General features: G+C 50.8%; 24 protein-coding genes and 1 pseudogene. 14 read left to right on the top strand and 11 right to left on the bottom strand.

Annotated elements, in window-relative coordinates:
• Both GKAS_RS17240 and GKAS_RS17235 read right to left on the bottom strand, forming a co-directional pair.
• Positions 1 to 731 (bottom strand): MASE4 domain-containing protein (locus GKAS_RS17240; protein WP_210436381.1); only part of this gene is annotated, 731 nt, incomplete at its 3' end.
• A gap of 313 nt (positions 732 to 1044) precedes the next feature.
• Positions 1045 to 1269, bottom strand: a complete 225-nt coding sequence (locus GKAS_RS17235) for a hypothetical protein (protein WP_035896104.1) — start codon at positions 1267 to 1269, stop codon at positions 1045 to 1047.
• Between the two features lie 246 nt (positions 1270 to 1515).
• Here GKAS_RS17235 and GKAS_RS17230 point away from each other — a divergent pair, with 246 nt between their 5' ends.
• Positions 1516 to 1911, top strand: coding sequence for a DUF1398 family protein (locus GKAS_RS17230; protein WP_035896103.1), 396 nt, complete (start codon positions 1516 to 1518; stop codon positions 1909 to 1911).
• Positions 1912 to 1963: 52 nt separating this feature from the next.
• Here the strand turns inward: GKAS_RS17230 and GKAS_RS17225 are convergent, their stop codons facing one another.
• Together GKAS_RS17225 and GKAS_RS17220 are read right to left on the bottom strand one after the other, a co-directional pair.
• Positions 1964 to 3232: a Y-family DNA polymerase gene (locus GKAS_RS17225; RefSeq protein ID WP_035896101.1), complete on the bottom strand. Its 1269-nt coding sequence runs from the start codon at positions 3230 to 3232 to the stop codon at positions 1964 to 1966.
• Complete coding sequence (locus GKAS_RS17220; protein ID WP_035896100.1) at positions 3232 to 3651, bottom strand: translesion error-prone DNA polymerase V autoproteolytic subunit; 420 nt, start codon at positions 3649 to 3651, stop codon at positions 3232 to 3234. Before GKAS_RS17220 ends, GKAS_RS17225 begins: the two co-directional genes overlap by 1 nt.
• Positions 3652 to 3729: 78 nt before the next feature.
• Between GKAS_RS17220 and GKAS_RS17215 the strand changes: the two genes are divergently transcribed.
• The gene (locus tag GKAS_RS17215; RefSeq protein WP_035896099.1) at positions 3730 to 3972 is read left to right on the top strand and encodes a DinI-like family protein; all 243 of its coding nucleotides are present in this window, start codon (positions 3730 to 3732) and stop codon (positions 3970 to 3972) included.
• Between the two features lie 205 nt (positions 3973 to 4177).
• Here the strand turns inward: GKAS_RS17215 and GKAS_RS17210 are convergent, their stop codons facing one another.
• Positions 4178 to 4627 carry a hypothetical protein gene (locus GKAS_RS17210; protein ID WP_035896097.1) on the bottom strand — a complete coding sequence of 150 codons (450 nt, stop codon included), beginning with the start codon at positions 4625 to 4627 and terminating at the stop codon, positions 4178 to 4180.
• Between the two features lie 338 nt (positions 4628 to 4965).
• Complete coding sequence (gene icd, locus GKAS_RS17205; protein ID WP_035896096.1) at positions 4966 to 6216, bottom strand: NADP-dependent isocitrate dehydrogenase; 1251 nt, start codon at positions 6214 to 6216, stop codon at positions 4966 to 4968.
• A gap of 230 nt (positions 6217 to 6446) precedes the next feature.
• Here icd and rluE point away from each other — a divergent pair, with 230 nt between their 5' ends.
• The gene (gene rluE / locus GKAS_RS17200) at positions 6447 to 7109 is read left to right on the top strand and encodes a 23S rRNA pseudouridine(2457) synthase RluE (RefSeq protein WP_035896093.1); all 663 of its coding nucleotides are present in this window, start codon (positions 6447 to 6449) and stop codon (positions 7107 to 7109) included.
• Positions 7110 to 7129: 20 nt separating this feature from the next.
• Here rluE and csgG read toward each other — a convergent pair whose 3' ends face one another.
• From csgG to csgD, 4 genes are read right to left on the bottom strand one after another with little or no spacing between them, the layout of a single operon-like run.
• Positions 7130 to 7975, bottom strand: coding sequence for a curli production assembly/transport protein CsgG (gene csgG / locus GKAS_RS17195; protein ID WP_035896092.1), 846 nt, complete (start codon positions 7973 to 7975; stop codon positions 7130 to 7132).
• Between the two features lie 19 nt (positions 7976 to 7994).
• The gene (gene csgF, locus GKAS_RS17190) at positions 7995 to 8411 is read right to left on the bottom strand and encodes a curli production assembly/transport protein CsgF (protein ID WP_035896090.1); all 417 of its coding nucleotides are present in this window, start codon (positions 8409 to 8411) and stop codon (positions 7995 to 7997) included.
• A gap of 9 nt (positions 8412 to 8420) precedes the next feature.
• Positions 8421 to 8810: a curli production assembly/transport protein CsgE gene (csgE, locus tag GKAS_RS17185; RefSeq protein ID WP_035896088.1), complete on the bottom strand. Its 390-nt coding sequence runs from the start codon at positions 8808 to 8810 to the stop codon at positions 8421 to 8423.
• A gap of 2 nt (positions 8811 to 8812) precedes the next feature.
• Positions 8813 to 9463, bottom strand: a complete 651-nt coding sequence (gene csgD, locus GKAS_RS17180) for a biofilm master transcriptional regulator CsgD (RefSeq protein ID WP_035896087.1) — start codon at positions 9461 to 9463, stop codon at positions 8813 to 8815.
• Between the two features lie 703 nt (positions 9464 to 10166).
• Here csgD and GKAS_RS17175 point away from each other — a divergent pair.
• The 11 genes from GKAS_RS17175 to GKAS_RS17130 all read left to right on the top strand — a co-directional run bounded on the left by GKAS_RS17175 (position 10167) and on the right by GKAS_RS17130 (position 19026).
• Positions 10167 to 10673: a hypothetical protein gene (locus tag GKAS_RS17175; RefSeq protein ID WP_035896086.1), complete on the top strand. Its 507-nt coding sequence runs from the start codon at positions 10167 to 10169 to the stop codon at positions 10671 to 10673.
• A 43-nt stretch (positions 10674 to 10716) separates the two neighbouring features.
• Positions 10717 to 11229 (top strand): hypothetical protein, encoded by a 513-nt coding sequence (locus GKAS_RS17170; RefSeq protein WP_035896085.1) that lies wholly within the window; start codon positions 10717 to 10719, stop codon positions 11227 to 11229.
• A 58-nt stretch (positions 11230 to 11287) separates the two neighbouring features.
• Positions 11288 to 11413, top strand: a complete 126-nt coding sequence (locus GKAS_RS25450; protein ID WP_281630969.1) for a hypothetical protein — start codon at positions 11288 to 11290, stop codon at positions 11411 to 11413.
• Between the two features lie 57 nt (positions 11414 to 11470).
• Positions 11471 to 11800 carry a curli assembly chaperone CsgC gene (csgC, locus tag GKAS_RS17165; protein ID WP_035896083.1) on the top strand — a complete coding sequence of 110 codons (330 nt, stop codon included), beginning with the start codon at positions 11471 to 11473 and terminating at the stop codon, positions 11798 to 11800.
• A 56-nt stretch (positions 11801 to 11856) separates the two neighbouring features.
• Positions 11857 to 12318: an NUDIX hydrolase gene (locus GKAS_RS17160; RefSeq protein ID WP_035896081.1), complete on the top strand. Its 462-nt coding sequence runs from the start codon at positions 11857 to 11859 to the stop codon at positions 12316 to 12318.
• A gap of 53 nt (positions 12319 to 12371) precedes the next feature.
• On the top strand, positions 12372 to 13481 hold the full coding sequence (gene mnmA / locus GKAS_RS17155) for a tRNA 2-thiouridine(34) synthase MnmA (RefSeq protein WP_035896079.1): 1110 nt from the start codon (positions 12372 to 12374) through the stop codon (positions 13479 to 13481).
• 74 nt (positions 13482 to 13555) lie between these two features.
• The gene (gene hflD / locus GKAS_RS17150) at positions 13556 to 14197 is read left to right on the top strand and encodes a high frequency lysogenization protein HflD (protein WP_035896078.1); all 642 of its coding nucleotides are present in this window, start codon (positions 13556 to 13558) and stop codon (positions 14195 to 14197) included.
• Positions 14198 to 14200: 3 nt separating this feature from the next.
• Positions 14201 to 15571, top strand: a complete 1371-nt coding sequence (gene purB / locus GKAS_RS17145) for an adenylosuccinate lyase (protein ID WP_035896076.1) — start codon at positions 14201 to 14203, stop codon at positions 15569 to 15571.
• 122 nt (positions 15572 to 15693) lie between these two features.
• Positions 15694 to 16368, top strand: coding sequence for a two-component system response regulator PhoP (gene phoP, locus GKAS_RS17140; protein ID WP_035896075.1), 675 nt, complete (start codon positions 15694 to 15696; stop codon positions 16366 to 16368).
• Positions 16365 to 17828 carry a two-component system sensor histidine kinase PhoQ gene (gene phoQ, locus GKAS_RS17135; RefSeq protein ID WP_035896074.1) on the top strand — a complete coding sequence of 488 codons (1464 nt, stop codon included), beginning with the start codon at positions 16365 to 16367 and terminating at the stop codon, positions 17826 to 17828. The genes phoP and phoQ overlap by 4 nt, the downstream gene beginning before the upstream one ends.
• Positions 17829 to 17904: 76 nt before the next feature.
• Positions 17905 to 19026, top strand: a complete 1122-nt coding sequence (locus GKAS_RS17130; protein ID WP_035896072.1) for a ribosomal protein uL16 3-hydroxylase — start codon at positions 17905 to 17907, stop codon at positions 19024 to 19026.
• Between the two features lie 98 nt (positions 19027 to 19124).
• Here GKAS_RS17130 and GKAS_RS17125 read toward each other — a convergent pair.
• Positions 19125 to 19348, bottom strand: a pseudogene (locus GKAS_RS17125) (M20/M25/M40 family metallo-hydrolase); the annotation flags it as partial.

Genomic DNA, 19348 nt, shown 5'->3' with positions numbered 1-19348 from the left:
TTCAGATTCAGCAAAATCAGGTTACTGAAGATGCTGGAAATGCAGAATGCCGATATGCTCACCCAGAGTAAATTTCTGAGCGCCGTTGTGACAATGACCAACAGCAGTACCATAAACCAGGCGGCCACAATCAATGCGCTGTAGTGGCTGCTCCAGGCATTGCGGTCATGACCATTAGCCTTATTAATGAGATTCAGCGAAATCTGTGGGTTATAGCTGGATAAGTTATGTGCAAATATGGCTAAAAAGAAGACCGCAAATGCCAGTAGGATAACCAGCGCCTCATCTTTGCCATCGGGACTAATATTTTTACTCAGTAAATACGCGTAGTACAGTGCAAACAAAATAGCTACTATAAACGTTATCTGTCGGAACAGATAAAAAATAGCCAGATCGTTGGTAATCGCGTTCATCGGAATACACATTGAGATAAAACGCTGAATTAACGTTAACGCTTCTGAACAATAGATATCCGAGCCTAAAAAACCCAGCCCCAGAATGGCTACGTATAATAGTTTCCGATTACAAATAAACTGGAAGAGCATAAAGAAGAAAATAATAGCATCCAGCAACAGAAGTAACCCAGTAAAAACAAGATAGTAAATATCAGGAATCACAATGCGGTAAGTGGCTAAATGGTTAGCCAGTATAAACATTCCGATAAGCAGCAGAAACGCACTACCCAATAAAAAGCTCACTCTTTGATTTATTCTATGACGACATTTACTCATTCGGTGTCCTCCATGACTACATTTACTTTTATAGTCCACCTTCAAGCATGAGCATATTGCGCTTAATCAAAACTTATTATTATAAATAGTGACGATTTCCAGCATTAATGAGGTATTGATGATTAATCACAAAATAAAAAGAATGGGAAAAGATGATAGGTTTTTATTTATCCTTAGCATTGTTGCCCACTCAAATGCCTATCATCTGGTTTTTAATTTTGGTTAGGTTTCATCATGAGCGGGAACGATCGTTTTCTGCACAACAACGGTCGACCTTTCCATATAAAAAACCGCCCGAGGGCGGCAAGAGGATTTACTCGCTGATTTCCAGCGCGTCCTGGATGGCGTCAGCCAGTGCGGCAACTTCCTGAGAAACGTTGCGCAGGTCCATCTGGGAGCGTATTCCCGAGTTTGCGGTGGACGCGGAAACGGACGCTTTGGAGATCTCCAGAGCAGCCTGAACGGCCAGTAAGCGCTTGTGGTTTTCAGCGGCATCAACGCCGGTGGCGCCGTCGAGATCGAAGTACCCTTCTAACATTGCTCTCTCCTTATGGTTTCGTGACCAGTGTAGGGGGATCTGTGCAATCGCGCTATCACATTCGCCAGAGACGGAAGTAATACTTAGTAACAATTGAAATACTATTGTAATTATCTTACAGACCTTAAAATACCTATCGTAAACTATTAGAATTTTAATGTATTTGCAAGTTAACCATTCATCAACGTAATTCATTTAAATAATAACAACAATCAATACAACAAACGGCATACATCAGGAGCGTAAATGGAATTTAATGAAATGCTCAGTGGATTTTTTGAGCAGGTCCGAAATAAATCCGACTTCCTTCAGTTTTTAACAAAATTAAAACAAAACAACATCTCTTACTACATTTACTTTGTTGCTACCGGAAATGTCAAGATAGTGACTACCGCAGACACCTATATGTCGATGAAAAGTGACCGGGGTTTAATAAAAATAAACTCAGAAGCCAGCAGTAGCCTGACCCGGATTGCTGCCAAACGTCATTTCACTCGTATTACCGCTTTCGACCAGTATTGCCGGGAACTCGCCAGAGCCGGGGTTTTTAAGTGGGTCGTGGATGTTAATGAAGAGAATCGTTATTACTGGTCGAAGGATAATCAGCTATTACATGCGGAGAATATCATTAACCCTACGTAATTACGCCGGCATCAGAACAATGACCGCTCATCATGCAGCGGTTTTGATATTTTCATTTCACCCGCAACAAGTCGCTATACCGAGTCGTGTATCGCGGCGACAGCATTTCTCTTTTCATCTGCCACTCCTGCTGAATACCTTGTCCGGCAAAATAGAGCGTCCCCTTTCCCACCTTAGTATTGATGCGATCCAGGGTATCCATCAGTTGCGTACTTTTATGTCTCGGCGCGTTCTCATCGAATAGATCGAGCTGGGCAATTCCCTGGCTGTAAAAATCCCCCAGCATGACGCCCGCTTTTTGGTAACGATGACCGCTCTCCCAGATGGCATCCAGACAGCGCGTGGCTGCCGCGACAATATCCCTGGTATCCTGCGTCGGCGTAAGCAGTTTCATGGATGCGCTGTTACTGTAATACGCTTCTTTCACAGCAAAGGGAGACGTTTTGACAAAAGCTGAAATGAACCGGCAGTACTGGTGTTCACCGCGCAACTTCTCTGCCGCGCGTGCCGCATAGCTACAGATAGCTTGCCGCATCTGCTCATAATCCGTAATACGCTCACCAAACGACCGGGAGCAGATAATCTCCTGCTTTACCGGCGTAAACTCCTCCAGCTCAAGGCAGGGTTCGCCACGCAGCTCGCGTACCGTTCTTTCAAGGACTACGCTGAAATGCTTCCTGATAAAACGAATATCGATGTCCGCCAGTTGCAGTACCGTGTTGATGCCCATTGCCTGAAGTTTCGTGCTTATCCGTCGGCCGATTCCCCACACCTCGCCAACCGGTAAGGCGGCCATCAGCTTACGCTGGTTGTCCACATTGGACAGATCAACAACGCCACCGGTTTGCCGCTGCCAGCGCTTGGCAGCATGATTTGCCAGTTTGGCAAGCGTCTTGGTCTGCGCTATCCCTACGCCGACGGTCAGATGGGCTCGCTGAAACACCGTCGCGCGGATCTCCCGGCCAAAGTCGGTCAGATCACGACAGTTTCTTACCCCGGTCAGGTCGCAAAATGACTCATCAATCGAATATATTTCGCATCGCGGCGACATCTCTTCCAGCGTGGTCATCATGCGAACGCTCATATCAGCGTACAGCTCATAGTTGCTTGAAAAAAAATGGACACATTCAGGGAACCGTGCATTTTGCAGTTTGAACCAGGGCGTCCCCATTTTGATCCCTAACGCTCTGGCTTCAGCGCTACAGGCTATTACACAGCCGTCGTTGTTACTCAACACGCAAACGGGTTTGCCCTTAAGATCGGGCCTGAATGCGGTCTGACAGCTCGCATAAAATGAATTCGCATCAACCAGCGCAAACATCAGCCAACCGTCTTCAGAACATGGGTGACAACGCCGAAGATATCCAGCGACTCTTCTCCCCCAACCAAAATTGGGCTGTAGGCTGGATTTTCTGGCACCAGCATGACCGTAGGATGCATTTGCAGCCGTTTCACCGTAAATTCACCATCAACCGCAGCGATAACGATATCCCCGTGATGCGCTGTTTTAGCGCTATCGACCACCAGCAAATCACCACTGCCTATCCCCGCACCGTTCATGGAATCCCCCGCGGCACGGACAAAGTAGGTCGCGCTTGGGTGCCTGATAACAAGTTTATTTAAATCAATACGCTGCTCAACATAGTCCTGCGCCGGGCTCGGGAACCCACACGGAACCCGATCGCTAAACAAAGGAAGCGCCGCTATCTGGCCAAGGCCAGTGGGTGAATAAAACTTCATAATGAACTCACTCGTGTTGACACTGTTTATACATCCAGTATATATACTGTTATTATATCCAGTAAAGAGGCGTTAGAAATGTTCGTGGAACTCGTTTATGACAAAAGGAATTTTGAAGGTTTGCCAGGCGCGAAAGAGATAATACACGGTGAACTGAGCAAGAGAATTCACCGTATCTTCCCGGAGGCCGAGGTTCGGGTGAAACCGATGATGACGCTGCCGGCTATCAATACGGATGCCAGCAAGCATGAAAAAGAGCAGATAAGTCGTACGGTGCAGGAGATGTTTGACGAGGCAGAGTTCTGGCTGGAGAGTGAATAACCACCACCAGCGACCTTCCCCGGCACTATCAGGGATGTGCCAGGGAAATGCGCCGCTTTTTACAGCATAAAAATCATATCGATACAGCGCAGGTGTGCCTGCGCTGTATCGAAGAAATCGCACGCAAAGAATACGTTGGGATTCGGGTAAAGCTAATATATCGATAAATAAAACATCAGCTCGCAGATGCTATTCACATCGCGCATCAAAATCTCGGTGCCACACCATATTTTGGTGATTTAATATTGGCAGCCCATACTTTGATATCATTCTGCAGCAATAACGTGAAATCAGAATTGAGACGGCTCACCATCTCATTGACCTGTTCGGCATTCTTCACGGCAAAATGTTCAATCTTGTTCTTTCCTACTGGCACACAACTGTATTTAGCGGGAATGTCTTTTCCATTTACATTCAATGCCCTACTGCTATCAACGCACGCCCCCTCCGATAGATAAGAGACCACCATATTGGCCCCGCTTCGCCCAGGCTGTGAAATACTCAGCATGACGGGGAATCCATCTGAAGTCTGCGTCATATCATAAAGAATGGCATCTTTTGAATACCAGGTATTGTATTCTCTTTCCTGAAGTGCTGAATGTGTAATGATGGGAAAAGAAAGCAGCGCAATGATTGTAATAGCATGAATTTTCATAAAACATTGCCTTTAATGGTTATCATATGCATTATTCAGATCATGATAAAAACGACAACAAATTAAAATTATTCCTACTATTTTTGGCTGTAATAGCGTGGTTCCAGGTCTGAAGCATCCCCCATCGCACCCCGGCAATTCGTCAAGCCGCACAAGCGGATCGCTTGCATGCTGATTCCGTTTTCCTATTGTTAACAGTGCCATTATAGACAGCGGAAGGATAACTCGAGGTATACCTTATCGGTCATTTCTGCTTGTTGGACGCTCTACACAATTCGAATGCTAATAAAAAAACGGGAACCAACCGGCTCCCGTTTATCACTAACCCAGCAAGTGGATTACATGTTTTCGATGATCGCGTCACCAAACTCTGAACATTTCAGCAGTTTAGCGCCTTCCATCAGACGTTCGAAGTCATAGGTCACGGTCTTGTTGTTGATAGCGCCTTCCATACCTTTAACGATAAGGTCAGCCGCTTCGAACCATTCCATATGACGCAGCATCATTTCTGCGGACAGGATGATAGAACCTGGGTTCACTTTGTCCTGGCCTGCATACTTCGGTGCAGTACCGTGGGTCGCTTCGAACAGTGCGCATTCGTCACCGATGTTTGCGCCTGGGGCGATACCGATACCACCAACCTGTGCAGCCAGCGCATCGGAAATGTAGTCACCGTTCAGGTTCATACAAGCGATAACGTCGTATTCAGCAGGACGCAACAGGATCTGCTGCAGGAACGCATCGGCGATCACATCTTTAATGATGATCTCTTTGCCGGTGTTCGGGTTCTTGATTTTCTGCCATGGGCCGCCGTCAATCAGTTCGCCGCCGAATTCTTCGCGAATCAGCTGGTAGCCCCAGTCTTTGAACGCGCCTTCGGTGAACTTCATGATGTTACCCTTGTGAACCAGGGTCAGGGAATCGCGGTCGTTGGTGATAACGTATTCAATCGCCGCACGCACCAGACGCTTGGTCCCTTCTTCGGAGCACGGCTTGATGCCGATACCGCAGTGTTCAGGGAAGCGAATTTTCTTCACGCCCATCTCTTCGCGCAGGAATTTAATCACTTTCTCAGCGTCAGCAGAGTCAGCTTTCCATTCGATACCTGCGTAGATGTCTTCAGAGTTTTCACGGAAGATGACCATATCGGTCAGTTCTGGGTGTTTAACCGGGCTTGGGGTGCCCTGATAGTAGCGAACCGGACGCAGACACACGTACAGGTCAAGCTCTTGACGCAGCGCAACGTTCAGAGAACGGATGCCGCCGCCAACTGGCGTAGTCAGAGGGCCTTTGATAGCAACACGGTAGTCGCGGATGAGATCCAGCGTTTCTGCTGGCAGCCATACGTCCTGGCCGTAAAGTTGGGTGGATTTTTCCCCGGTGTAAATTTCCATCCAGGAAATTTTACGCTCGCCTTTGTAGGCTTTCTTAACAGCGGCATCAACCACTTTCAGCATTGCTGGGGTGACATCAACACCGATACCGTCGCCTTCAATAAATGGGATAATCGGATTGTGTGGCACATTCAGCTTGCCGTCTTTCAGGGTGATTTTTTGACCTTCCGCCGGAACAACTACTTTGCTTTCCATTCACCTCTCCTTCGAGCGCTTCTGGTGTGCTCGTCATCCTTTACGCCACAGGTTCTTGCCGCTACTACGCCCACTCCACTAATCCCCTTCAGGGTATAGCCTGGAGATGCACTGTCTTACCGTCTTCCTGCAACACAAAGAGTTAGAGCATTTTGTTAATGTTTTGTAATAAGCCTGTCAATACTACCTGATTGTTTGTCGCCATGAAAGACTCTCGTTATTAGGCTATAATGCGCGAATCTATAAGGCCTGAAAATACTATGATTAAGACTTCATTTAGAAAAAACCAGCTTGAGCGATTCAGCTCACGACAAGCCACCAGGTCGCGTAAAGATAACCAACCAAAACGCGTCATTCTGTTCAATAAACCCTACGATGTGTTGCCGCAATTTACCGATGAAGCAGGACGTAGCACGCTAAAAGATTATATTCCTGTGCAAAATGTCTACGCTGCGGGCCGCCTCGACAGGGACAGCGAAGGGCTGCTGGTGTTAACAAATGACGGTGCCTTACAGGCCAGACTGACGCAACCGGGCAAACGGACAGGGAAAATTTACTACGTTCAGGTCGAAGGCGAACCGACGGAAGAGGCAATGGAAGCGCTGCGTCATGGCGTCACGCTAAACGATGGCCCCACGCTGCCAGCCGGTATTGAGCGCGTTGACGCTCCCGATTGGCTATGGCCACGTAATCCTCCCATCCGCGAACGCAAGTCCATTCCAACAGCCTGGCTGAAGGTCACGCTATATGAAGGGCGAAATCGCCAGGTACGGCGCATGACGGCCCACGTGGGGTACCCGACGCTGCGCCTGATTCGCTATGCCATGGGCGGCTATACCCTGGATAATCTCAACAACGGCGAATGGCGAGAAGCCGACGGCGAACGCGGATAGCGTTCGCCCGGCAATGGGTTTCAGGAAATATCCGGAACAATAATGCTCTTATATTTTTCCAGCACCGGTGAGTTAATGTCAGAAGCGTTCTTCAGCTGCCACAGGTTGCGCGAGATACCGTCATTCACCAGATAGATGACGCCCGTTTCAATCGCCGACATCAGACACAGCATCACCGGTTCATTGACCGTATAACCCACTTCACCTTCCAGCAGGCGCTGATAGTCGATGTAGCGGAAGACCCCGGCCTGGAACTCATAAGAGAGGATCGTTTTGCTGGTATTCACCGAGGAGAGCACTTCGCCGGTACTGACGTTAACCACCCTCAGGTTGACCGCAATCTGATCGAGCTGATACTGCGTACTCGCCCCGATGCCAAAATACCGCGCCCCTGCCCCGCCCGATTTCACGTTGCTTTCATAACCGATGATGGAACCTTCGATCAGAATATTGGCCGCGACCAGCGATGGAAGCTGAGTGCGGTTATTCACCGCCACGGTGCCATTTTCCTGCGCCGCGCGAATAATTTTTCGTTCATTAAGCAGGTTCTGTAACCCCTGGCGCTCCAGCGGAATAAACCAGTTAGAATCCTTTAGCGCCGATACCAGCATCGCGGTGGCGCTTTGCGGAACTGACGTGGAAAAGTTACTCGCCGGATAAGGTTTGAACTGCCCGGTCTCATCCGAGATGTTATAGACCGAAACAAACAGTCTCCCCTGCGGCTCCGGCAGGTGCGTTAAATCCTGGTAGCTCTGTGAACGCGGTAGCAGCGTGGGTTTTGCCGCCTGTTTTGGTGGAGAAGTAATACAGCCCGTCAGCATAAACAGGCTAATGAAAATAGCCACTACCCCAGAGATATTTTTCATGTCAGCTTCTCGCCACTGATTAGTTTGTTGAAATGCTGCTCAGGCCGCTGACCTGAATGGTGGACGATTTCCCGGTAGCACGGTCAAGAATATTCATCATCAGTTGACCGTCGGTATTGGTGATATCCACAATAAAATCTTTAGTCACCAGACGCCCGGGTTTGCCGGTGGAAATATTACCCATCAAGCTGCCAAGAAGTTGTGATTGAATAGCCGCGGTGAAATTATCGAGAGCAGAGGTTCCCGTTGATCCGCTATTCCAATCATAGGCATCAGGGTCTTTATAAGAGTTTTGTGCGTTAGCTTGTGAAAGCAAAAATGCGCCGTTATTTGGGTTGCCGCCAAAGTTGGGGTTAACAAACTGGAAAGTCAGATTTCCAGCCTGCGCGGTGGTAGATAAAAAACCAATGCCAAGAATCAAAGAAAGCACTTTCATCGTACACTCCTAGAACTCATCGCTGGTTAAATCGCCGGTATTTAATAATGCTTTATTAATCGCACGTTTCGATAGCGCCTCATAAACCGAGGCTAACGCGATATTAACTTGCTTATTAAAGTCATTTTTACTGGGAAATAAGAACGTTTGATATAATAAATCCTGGTCAACTTTAATCGTTATCCAACTTCCCCAGCGGGCGCTCGGCCGTTCATTAATAGTAATCGCCCCCGGGTATTCCTCCTCCCAATGTTCGGTAAATGCACGATAGAAATCATGACCCACACGAGTGACCGTATTATCTGTCACCAATCCAGGTATTTCTATTTCCGCAGAATAACTGGCGCACGGCGCCAGCAGCATTATTAACGATACTGTTACCACCATCAGATATTTCATGATTAGCGTCTAAGGTTTTCGTTGGCCCAGGTAACCGCCTGCGTCCTGTTTTTTACCGCTATTTTTCGGAAAAGATTATATAAGTGCGTCTTTACCGTATTTTCGCTAATAAATAGCAGGCGAGCAATTTCAATGTTAGAAGCCCCCATCCGGAGTTTATTAAGAATATCTCTTTCTCTTTGCGTCAGCCCACTGGTATCGTCGTGATAGCGGTAATTACCGGACTGATTAATAAGATAACTGGTCAGATCGTGGGGAAAATGGCAGCCGCCGCTCATTACGTTACGGATACCTCCCACCAGCGTAGGTTCATCAACGGAGAGCTGGAAGACGGCGCTGATCCCAAGCCAGGACTCAACCTCATGAAATTGATAGTCATCTGGCATATTGATCAGCAATACTTTAACTTTGTCACGTAATCGTCGAAGCTCGCTCTGCCACAGCATCGTTCTTCTTTTATCCGATTCGCTAAGGTCAAAAAGCACCAGAATGCGCTCAGCGCTGGGCTGTTCGAGCGTTTTTTGAATATTCTGTATTTTGACATTAATTGTTAATGAAGCTTTGAGTTGATGGACCAGGGCGGTTGCCTGCAAAGACGGCCTGGTTATTAACAACAAAATATCGTTATACACCGGTTCAGTTTCTTTCGGCATAATGCAATCCTATCCCGCTTGCTGCTCGGAACGCGTGCCCTTTCTGTTATGCACAAACGCGTGCATATACAGAAAGGGTCGCTGTTCTGTGTAGTTGCTGATTAATAAGTATGACAATAAAGAGATTAAGCACGCATTAGCGCTTAAATCCTAAGTGCTGCAATACTGTTCAATCTAGACATTGCCATTTTTATAGCAAGGGTTATTTGTGTTTCAAAATGTAACAATAACATGTCATTTTATTACAAAAGGTTTTGCCTTTCTTTATGATTAATATAGAAAAAAAAGCCATCAGGATATTATTCAGGCAAAGTGTAAAATGACGTATTTACATTTCAAACCATTAGCAATAAGTCAATGGCAGACAACAATTTACCAAAGTGTAAACTTTATATTCCACAACACTCGCCAGTTACAAGCAAGTTACAGCCAGAGTGTAAACCTTACCGTACTAAAACATCGTCAACCTCGACGGATTGTTACGCATGGCTTTCGTGCCGCGCCGCAGCGGCTCCCTCATTCCTGCATTCTCATACTATTGACTGATGCTCATTTTCAAAATACGCAATCCAGGTGAAAAACAGGGATATTAGCCTCAGACATACTCAATCCATAAATCAGTTTCACTCCCTAATCCATTATCGGCTTAAGGTGTGCTGATTTAACTCCTGACTTTAACCATCGGTTAAAACTAGGTGCCATTATGAAACAATGGTTTTTATTAATACCCTTATTGGGCTATTCATATCTGTCTATGGCGGGAGGCGATCTTGCTGGTTCTGAGTTTTCAGGGCTGAATAATTATCGTCAGGGCTACAATATGGTTGCCATCACTGGCCAGCACGGCAGTGATAATACTGCGTCTATTACACAGTCAGGCTCGCATATTTATGGTTCTATTTCGCAGGTGGGTGGATATAACAACGCGATATTAAATCAGAATGGTTTTAATAATCGTGCGGCAATAGCGCAATACGGTAATGGTAATAATGCCACGGTCAGCCAATCAGGGACGAACAACTCTGCCGTATTAGTACAGGCAGGAACGGGCAACGAGGCAGATATTACGCAAACGGGTTTTGATAACTCTGCTGAGATTGTCAATAAAGGTGTTCGCAATCTCACGCAGATCAATCAAACGGGCACAAGCCGCAGCGCGGCCGTTGTGCAAAATTCGGCAGGAATGGCAATTCGTATTACCCAAAATTAGTGTTTGAACTGGCTTACCAATCTCTAAACCTATGGGGTATCTCATGAAAAAGTGGAACATTGTTATTTTGTCAACGTTGTTAGCATCTGGTACTGCAATGGCAGGCGGCAATGACTGGACGCCTCCCTCTAGCGGGAGCGGCGTCAGCATCCCACACGTGGGCTTTACTACACCAACAAAACCGGTTCTTCCTGCTGCGGGGAAATGGGATGGCGTGGTGCACATTTATCAGGCAGGCAGCAATAACGATTCCTATGCCAGTCAGACTGGGGCATCCGGTTCTACTATCGACGTTCATCAGAACGGTGATTGGGGCAGATCAACGGTGAACCAAATTGCCACGAAAAGTGCGGCCGTCGTGAATCAGTACGGCACGGGCAACCAATCCTACGCAACTCAGGCGGGGTCCGGTAACTCGATTGCGGTCACACAGTCGGGGACCTCAAACGCCTCCACAACGCTGCAAGCTGGCACGGGTAACGCCATTAATGTAGCGCAGAGCGGCAACAACAATAGCTCGTATATCGACCAGAAAGGCAAAAAACAGTTCAGTTGATGTCACTCAGGTCGACTACCGTAACAGCTCAACCGTTAACCAGAATGCAGAAGGTTCAATGGTGGTGGTATCACAGAGCGGCAGCTATAACAGCAGCTATGTAGACCAGGGTCGCAACAACACGCTGGCTTACGTTCAGCAAGTTGGCGGTTCCGGCAACAGTTCGACGGTACTGCAGCACTAATAAAAGCGGCCGGATGAACATTCATCCGGCCGAATTTCCGCTATCACGAGGCCCGCCATGCATTTACTCCTTATTGCCGCCGCGCTCAGTAACCAACTGTGGTTTGAAACCCAGGCACAGGCCGAAACGGTGGTGATCACCCCGATGGCCAGTGTGACCAGCGACTGTGACTGCCAGTTAACCATTAATGTTATTCATCAAGGCCAGTCCGGCACCAGCAACAGCAGCCAAAGCGGACAGGTGAGCCTTAAAGCCCAGCGTCCTCAGCAGCTCGCCAGCCTGCACCTGGATATTCCCCAGGGCGAGTGGACACAAATCACCGTCATATTAAGCAATCAACAAGGGGTGATTATGCAGCAAAGCTGGAGTTCTCCGGCTCGCGTTTGATTCCCTTCCCGCTTCTTTATATCCTTATCTCCTTTCTCGCTCGATAAGGACGCCGCATGTTCAAGCCACACGTTACCGTCGCCTGTGTAGTTCACGCTGAAGATAAATTCCTGGTGGTTGAAGAAACCATCAACGGCAAAGCGCTATGGAACCAGCCCGCAGGTCATCTGGAGGCGGATGAGACGCTGGTTCAGGCCGCCCAGCGTGAACTATGGGAAGAAACCGGCATTCGCGCGACGCCGCAGCACTTTCTTCGCCTGCATCAGTGGCTCGCGCCGGACAACACGCCTTTCCTGCGTTTTCTGTTCGTTATTGAGCTCGATAACATCTGCCCTACCGAGCCGCATGACAGCGATATTGACCGCTGTTTGTGGGTGAGCGCTGAAGAAATTTTGCAGGCCGGCAACCTGCGTTCCGCACTGGTAGCCGAAAGTATTCGTAGCTATCAGCAAGATGCACGATATCCGCTGTCATTAATCGGCGAATTTAACTGGCCGTTTACAGAGGGTGTCAAGTAAGGGGCTGCGTGCTAGAATATGCCGCCTTGAAGTCCAATGTCGTGAGTATTCCAATGTCAGAAAGCCAGAAAAAAGTGATCGTCGGCATGTCCGGCGGTGTTGATTCCTCCGTTTCCGCCTACCTGTTGCAACAACAGGGCTATAAGGTGGAGGGCCTGTTCATGAAGAACTGGGAGGAAGACGACGGCGAGGAATACTGCACTGCTGCCGCCGATCTTGCCGATGCGCAAGCGGTATGCGATAAGCTCGGCATTGAGCTGCACACCGTTAACTTTGCCGCCGAATACTGGGATAACGTTTTTGAACTCTTCCTTGAAGAGTACAAAGCGGGTCGTACGCCGAACCCGGATATCCTGTGCAACAAAGAGATCAAATTTAAAGCCTTTCTCGAATTCGCCGCTGAAGACCTGGGTGCAGACTACATCGCGACCGGCCACTACGTGCGCCGTGCGGATGTCAACGGCAAAAGCCAGCTTCTGCGTGGCCTCGATGGCAATAAAGATCAGAGCTACTTCCTTTATACGCTCGGCCACGAACAGATAGCACAGAGCCTGTTCCCAGTTGGCGAGCTGGAAAAGCCGCAGGTGCGTAAAATCGCCGAAGAGCTGGATCTCATCACCGCGAAGAAAAAAGACTCTACCGGTATCTGCTTTATCGGTGAGCGTAAATTCCGCGAGTTCCTCGGCCGCTACCTACCAGCGCAGCCGGGTAAAATTATCACCGTTGACGGCGAAGAGATCGGTACCCATCAGGGGCTGATGTACCACACGCTCGGTCAACGTAAAGGTCTGGGTATTGGCGGGACCAAAGAAGGGACGGAAGATCCGTGGTACGTGGTCGACAAAGACGTTGAAAACAACGTGCTGGTTGTCGCCCAGGGTCACGATCACCCGCGTCTGATGTCCGTTGGTCTTATCGCACAGCAGCTGCACTGGGTTGACCGTGAACCGGTCACCGGCACGTTCCGCTGCACCGTGAAGACCCGCTATCGCCAGACCGATATCCCGTGCACCGTCACCGCACTGGATGAAGGCCGTATTGAGGTTCGCTTTGAAGAACCTGTTGCCGCAGTGACCCCAGGTCAGTCCGCCGTGTTTTACAACGGTGAAATCTGCCTCGGTGGCGGCGTGATTGAGCAGCGCCTGCCGCTGCCAGTGGAATAAAGCCCTGCTTCGATAGGGTACAACGCAATCTGGCCCGCGTCGCGCCGCAGGTCAGATGCCAACAAGGAGTGAGCGTGGCGAAGAATTACTATGACATCACCCTGGCGCTGGCCGGTATCTGCCAGTCCGCCCGTCTGGTGCAGCAGCTGGCCCATCAGGGACACTGCGACGGCGACGCGTTACACGTCTCGCTGAACAGTATTATCGATCTGAACCCAGACTCTGCGCTGGGCGTGTTCGGTGGCAGTGAAGCCAATCTTCGCCTCGGCCTTGAAACCCTGCTCGCGGTGCTGAATGCCAGCAGCCGCCAGGGTCTGAACGCAGAACTGACCCGCTATACTCTCAGCCTGATGGTGCTGGAGCGCAAGCTCGCCGCAGCCAAAGGGGCGATGGATATTCTGGGCAACCGTATTACTGGTCTGCAGCGTCAGCTCGACCATTTTGATTTACAGTCCGATACCCTGCTCAGCGCGATGGCCGGTATCTATGTTGACGTGATTAGCCCGCTCGGCCCGCGAATTCAGGTCACCGGTTCCCCTGCCGTGCTGCAAAGCCCGCAGGTGCAGTCCAAGGTCCGCGCTTCGTTGCTGGCAGGTATCCGCGCCGCGGTGCTGTGGCACCAGGTCGGCGGTGGCCGTCTACAGCTGATGTTTTCTCGTAATCGCCTGACCACTCAGGCAAAACAAATTCTTGCTCATTTAACCCCGGAGTTATGATCTATGGAATTATCCTCACTGACCGCCGTTTCCCCCGTCGATGGACGCTACGGCGATAAAGTCAGCGCGCTGCGCGGGATTTTCAGCGAATACGGTTTGCTGAAGTTCCGTGTACAAGTCGAAGTATGCTGGCTGCAAAAGCTGGCCGCACACGCAGCCGTCAAGGAAGTTCCTGCTTTTGCTGCCGACGCAAACGGTTACCTTGATAGCATCGTGGCAAACTTCAGCGAAGAAGACGCGGCGCGCATTAAGACTATCGAGCGCACCACCAACCACGACGTGAAGGCGGTTGAGTATTTCCTGAAAGAAAAAGTCGCGTCCGTGCCTGAGCTGCACGCCGTGTCTGAATTCATTCACTTTGCCTGCACCTCCGAAGACATCAACAACCTCTCCCACGCGCTGATGCTGAAAACCGCGCGCGAAGAAGTGGTGCTGCCGTACTGGCGCAAAATGATTGATGCCATCAAAGATCTGGCCGTTCAGTACCGTGATATTCCGCTGCTGTCCCGCACCCACGGTCAGCCGGCTACGCCGTCAACCATCGGTAAAGAGATGGCGAACGTCGCTTACCGTATGGAGCGTCAGTACCGCCAGCTGGCACAGGTTGAAATCCTCGGTAAAATCAACGGTGCGGTGGGTAACTATAATGCCCACATCGCAGCATACCCGGACGTTGACTGGCACCAGTTCAGCGAAGAGTTCGTGACCTCGCTGGGCATTCAGTGGAACCCATACACCACGCAGATCGAGCCGCATGACTATATTGCCGAGCTGTTTGACTGCATCGCACGCTTCAACACCATTCTGATCGACTTCGATCGTGACGTGTGGGGCTACATCGCGCTCAACCACTTCAAGCAGAAAACCATTGCCGGTGAAATCGGTTCTTCCACCATGCCGCACAAGGTCAACCCAATCGACTTCGAAAACTCCGAAGGCAACCTGGGCCTGTCCAACGCCGTGCTGCAGCACCTGGCCAGCAAACTGCCGGTTTCCCGCTGGCAGCGTGACCTGACCGACTCCACCGTGCTGCGTAACCTGGGCGTGGGTATCGGCTACGCGCTGATCGCCTACCAGTCCACCCTGAAAGGCGTGAGCAAGCTGGAAGTGAACCGCGATCGTCTGCTTGACGAACTGGACCACAACTGGGAAGTACTGGCTGAGCCAATTCAGACCGTGATGCGTCGTTACGGTATCGAAAAGCCGTACGAGAAGCTGAAAGAACTGACCCGCGGCAAACGTGTAGATGCCGAAGGCATGAAGCAGTTTATCGACGGTCTGGCGCTGCCAGAAGAAGAGAAAACGCGTCTGAAAGCCATGACCCCGGCTAATTATATCGGCCGCGCCATCACCATGGTTGATGAGCTGAAATAATCTCGCCTCCCCCTCCTTCTTTCTGAAGGAGGGGACTTTCCTGCCAATTTAATCAATGTTTATCTCCATAACGCCATAATCGCGTTAAACTATTCACGTCATTAATTAAATGGAGAAACAGCATGCGCGTACTCGTCGTAGAGGACAACGCTCTGTTACGTCACCACCTGAAAGTTCAGCTCCAGGAAATGGGCCATCAGGTCGATGCCGCAGAAGACGCGAAGGAAGCAGATTATTATTTAGGCGAGCATATTCCAGATATTGCGATTGTTGATTTAGGGCTTCCCGATGAAGACGGCCTGTCGCTGATTCGCCGCTGGCGCAGCCACGATATTTCGCTGCCGATTCTGGTGCTCACCGCACGTGAAAGCTGGCAGGATAAAGTGGAAGTGCTGAGCGCTGGCGCCGACGACTACGTCACCAAGCCTTTCCATATTGAAGAAGTCGCCGCCCGCATGCAGGCGCTGATGCGTCGTAACAGCGGTCATGCCTCGCAGGTCATCTCCCTGCCGCCGTTCCAGGTTGACCTCTCCCGCCGCGAGCTCTCCATTAATGACGAGGTGATTAAGCTCACCGCATTCGAATACACCATTATGGAAACGCTTATCCGCAATAACGGAAAAGTGGTCAGTAAAGACTCCCTGATGCTGCAACTCTATCCCGATGCAGAGCTACGCGAGAGCCACACCATCGACGTACTGATGGGCCGCCTGCGTAAAAAAATTCAGGCTCAGTATCCCCAGGACGTGATTATCACCGTGCGCGGTCAGGGCTATCTGTTCGAACTACGCGAATGAAGAGTTTACGTCGGCATTTCCTGCCGCTTTCGCTGCGGATGCGTTTCCTGCTGGCGACGGCCGCGGTGGTTATCGTGCTGTCGCTGGCCTATGGCATGGTGGCACTCGTTGGCTATAGCGTCAGCTTCGATAAAACCACCTTCCGCCTGCTGCGCGGCGAGAGCAACCTGTTCTATACCCTCTCCAAATGGGAGAACAACACGCTCAGCGTCGATATCCCAGAGAATCTCAATATGCAGGGCCCCACGGTGGCGCTGATCTACAACGATCAGGGCAAACTCCTGTGGCAGCAAAAAGATCTCCCGTGGCTGGCAAAAAGCATTCAACCCGAGTGGTTAAAAGGCAACGGTTTCTATGAGATAGAAACCGATGCCAGCGCCAGTAGCACCCTGCTGCGCGACGATCATGAGATACAAAAAGAGCTCACCGAAATGCGTCAGGAGGGAGACGATTCGGAGATGACCCATTCGGTAGCGGTCAACAGCTACCCGGCCACCAGCCTGATGCCGGCATTGGTTATTGTGGTGGTGGATACCATTCCTATTGAGCTTAAACGCTCCTATATGGTCTGGAGCTGGTTCTCCTACGTGCTCGCCGCCAACCTGCTATTGGTTATCCCGCTACTGTGGATTGCCGCGCACTGGAGCCTGCGCCCCATCGCTGATCTGACCCGTGAAGTCCGCGAGCTTGAGGAACATCACCGGGAACATCTGAACCCGGACACCACACGTGAGCTGACAAGCCTGGTGCGCAACCTGAACCGGCTGCTGAAAAGCGAACGCGATCGTTACGATAAGTACCGCACCACGCTGACCGATCTGACCCACAGCCTGAAAACACCGCTGGCGGTGCTGCAAAGCTCGCTGCGTTCACTACGCAGTGAAAAAATCACCGTGAGCGAGGCTGAACCCGTCATGCTGGAACAGATAAGCCGTATCTCGCAGCAGATTGGCTACTATCTGCACCGCGCCAGTATGCGCTCCGACAGCACGCTGTTCAGCCGCGAGCTTCATCCGGTGGCCCCGCTGCTGGATAGCCTGACATCGGCACTGAACAAGGTCTATCAGCGTAAAGGGGTCAACATCACGCTGGATATCTCGCCGGAGATCTCTTTCGTCGGTGAGAAAAACGACTTTATGGAAGTAATGGGCAACCTGCTGGATAACGCTTGTAAATACTGCCTTGAGTTTGTTGAGGTTTCCGCCCGCCAGACCGATGATTACCTGCATATTATCGTTGAAGATGACGGCCCAGGCATTCCACAAAGCAAACGCGATATCGTCTTTGACCGCGGTCAGCGTGCCGACACGCTACGTCCGGGACAAGGGGTGGGTCTCTCAGTGGCTCGCGATATCGTGGACCAGTATGACGGCCAGATTGTTGCCCACGACAGTCTGCTCGGCGGTGCGAAAATGGAAGTGATTTTCGGGCATCAGGGTCCGGACAGTCACGAAGGGTAAATAATGTTTCCGTAGCAGGGTAGTTTTGTGAATACGTTGTATAATGCGGACATACACCTGCTGCGGAAATATCAATATGGAATACCACTTAACGTTAAACTGGCCCGATTTTATGGCGCGCTACTGGCAAAAGCGCCCGGTAGTGCTGAAACGCGGCTTCGCCAACTTTATTGACCCCATTTCACCGGATGAACTGGCTGGTCTGGCGATGGAAAATGAGGTGGATAGCCGTCTGGTGAGCCATCTTGACGGCAACTGGCAGGTCAGCCACGGTCCTTTTGAAAGCTACGATCACCTGGGCGAAAGCAACTGGTCGTTGTTGGTACAGGCCGTTGATCACTGGCATGAGCCTTCCAGCGCGCTGATGCGTCCGTTCCGCGCCCTCCCCGACTGGCGAATTGACGATCTGATGATCTCCTTCTCGGTACCGGGCGGCGGCGTTGGCCCGCATGTCGATCAGTACGATGTCTTTATCATTCAGGGTACCGGCCGCCGTCGCTGGCGCGTGGGCGAGAAAAGCGCGCTCAAGCAGCACTGCCCGCACCCGGACCTGCTTCAGGTTCAGCCGTTTGATGCCATCATCGATGAAGAGATGGAACCCGGCGATATCCTCTATATTCCACCAGGATTCCCGCACGAAGGCTACGCGCTGGAAAACTCGCTCAACTATTCCGTGGGCTTCCGTTCACCGAACAGCCGCGAGCTGATAAGCGGTTTTGCCGACTATATCCTGCAGCGCGACCTCGGCAGCCAGCACTACAGCGACCCGGACGTGCCTTCGCGCGATCACCCAGCGGATCTGCTGCCGCAAGAAGTGGATCGTCTGCGCGATATGATGCTGGGCATGATCCAGCAGCCGGAACACTTCCAGCAGTGGCTGGGCGAATTTATCAGTCAGTCGCGTCATGAGCTGGATATTGCCCCGCCGGAACCGCCATATCAGCCGGATGAGATTTACGATGCGCTGCAACAAGGTGACATGTTGCAACGTCTGGGCGGCCTGCGAGTGATTCGTATCGGGGATGATTTCTTTGTCAACGGCGAGAAGATCGACTCACCGCATCAGCAGGCGCTGGATGCCATGGCGGGCAGTATTATGCTGGAGAGTCAGCATTTCGGCGAGGCGCTGGACGATCCGTCCTTCCTGGCAATGCTGGCCGCGCTGGTGAACAGCGGGTATTGGTTCTTTGCTGAGTAATTAATGTGCGATAACCCGGCGGCGCTACGCTTGGCCGGGCTACAATCGTGCTGATGTAGCCCGGGCGAGCGAATGCGACCCCGGGTTTTCTTTGCTGATTAGCCGCGCTTCGCCGTCAGTTCCGCAATGCGCACAATCACCTTCACCGCTTTCTCCATGCCTTCCAGGGTCACAAACTCGTGCTTGCCGTGGTAGTTATAGCCGCCGGTAAAGAGGTTCGGGCACGGGAGTCCCATAAATGACAGCTGCGCGCCGTCGGTGCCGCCGCGAATCGGTTTGAGATCCGGCTCGATATCACAATCGCGCATCGCCTGCTGAGCGA

This window comes from Kluyvera ascorbata ATCC 33433 (assembly GCF_000735365.1).
GTDB classification, from domain to species: domain Bacteria; phylum Pseudomonadota; class Gammaproteobacteria; order Enterobacterales; family Enterobacteriaceae; genus Kluyvera; species Kluyvera ascorbata.
Note: the sequence above shows the minus strand (reverse complement) of the source record. Positions and strands in the feature narration are given on the sequence as shown.